Origin of the sequence: Enterobacter sp. Tr-810 (genome assembly GCF_011752765.1) — a bacterium.
In the GTDB taxonomy this organism is placed as follows: Bacteria; Pseudomonadota; Gammaproteobacteria; order Enterobacterales; family Enterobacteriaceae; genus Enterobacter; species Enterobacter soli.
In genome coordinates this window covers 1-1,738 of sequence record NZ_VWWW01000015.1, presented here as the reverse complement: position 1 = coordinate 1,738, position 1,738 = coordinate 1, and the positions used below count along the sequence as shown (strand labels likewise).

At 51.9% G+C, this 1,738-nt stretch carries 1 rRNA gene; it reads left to right on the top strand.

What is annotated here, in order from left to right:
• Positions 1 to 149 precede the first annotated feature (149 nt).
• Positions 150 to 1,689, top strand: a 16S ribosomal RNA gene (locus tag F3J30_RS22455).
• Positions 1,690 to 1,738: the final 49 nt, after the last annotated feature.

The window sequence follows — 1,738 nt, the reverse complement described above, 5'->3', positions numbered from 1 at the left end:
ACTGCTCTTTAACAATTTATCAGACAATCTGTGTGGGCACTCAAAGTGACATGGATTCTTAATGTCTTCGGACAATAAATGAATACCAAGTCTCAACGAGTGAACACGTAATTCATTACGAAGTTTAATTCATTGAGCATCAAACTTTTAAATTGAAGAGTTTGATCATGGCTCAGATTGAACGCTGGCGGCAGGCCTAACACATGCAAGTCGAGCGGTAACACAGGGAGCTTGCTCCTGGGTGACGAGCGGCGGACGGGTGAGTAATGTCTGGGAAACTGCCTGATGGAGGGGGATAACTACTGGAAACGGTAGCTAATACCGCATAATGTCGCAAGACCAAAGAGGGGGACCTTCGGGCCTCTTGCCATCAGATGTGCCCAGATGGGATTAGCTAGTAGGTGGGGTAACGGCTCACCTAGGCGACGATCCCTAGCTGGTCTGAGAGGATGACCAGCCACACTGGAACTGAGACACGGTCCAGACTCCTACGGGAGGCAGCAGTGGGGAATATTGCACAATGGGCGCAAGCCTGATGCAGCCATGCCGCGTGTATGAAGAAGGCCTTCGGGTTGTAAAGTACTTTCAGCGAGGAGGAAGGCATTAAGGTTAATAACCTTGGTGATTGACGTTACTCGCAGAAGAAGCACCGGCTAACTCCGTGCCAGCAGCCGCGGTAATACGGAGGGTGCAAGCGTTAATCGGAATTACTGGGCGTAAAGCGCACGCAGGCGGTCTGTCAAGTCGGATGTGAAATCCCCGGGCTCAACCTGGGAACTGCATTCGAAACTGGCAGGCTAGAGTCTTGTAGAGGGGGGTAGAATTCCAGGTGTAGCGGTGAAATGCGTAGAGATCTGGAGGAATACCGGTGGCGAAGGCGGCCCCCTGGACAAAGACTGACGCTCAGGTGCGAAAGCGTGGGGAGCAAACAGGATTAGATACCCTGGTAGTCCACGCCGTAAACGATGTCGATTTGGAGGTTGTTCCCTTGAGGAGTGGCTTCCGGAGCTAACGCGTTAAATCGACCGCCTGGGGAGTACGGCCGCAAGGTTAAAACTCAAATGAATTGACGGGGGCCCGCACAAGCGGTGGAGCATGTGGTTTAATTCGATGCAACGCGAAGAACCTTACCTACTCTTGACATCCAGAGAACTTTCCAGAGATGGATTGGTGCCTTCGGGAACTCTGAGACAGGTGCTGCATGGCTGTCGTCAGCTCGTGTTGTGAAATGTTGGGTTAAGTCCCGCAACGAGCGCAACCCTTATCCTTTGTTGCCAGCGGTCCGGCCGGGAACTCAAAGGAGACTGCCAGTGATAAACTGGAGGAAGGTGGGGATGACGTCAAGTCATCATGGCCCTTACGAGTAGGGCTACACACGTGCTACAATGGCATATACAAAGAGAAGCGACCTCGCGAGAGCAAGCGGACCTCATAAAGTATGTCGTAGTCCGGATTGGAGTCTGCAACTCGACTCCATGAAGTCGGAATCGCTAGTAATCGTAGATCAGAATGCTACGGTGAATACGTTCCCGGGCCTTGTACACACCGCCCGTCACACCATGGGAGTGGGTTGCAAAAGAAGTAGGTAGCTTAACCTTCGGGAGGGCGCTTACCACTTTGTGATTCATGACTGGGGTGAAGTCGTAACAAGGTAACCGTAGGGGAACCTGCGGTTGGATCACCTCCTTACCTTAAAGAACCTGCCTTTGTAGTGCTCACACAGATTGTCTGATGAAAA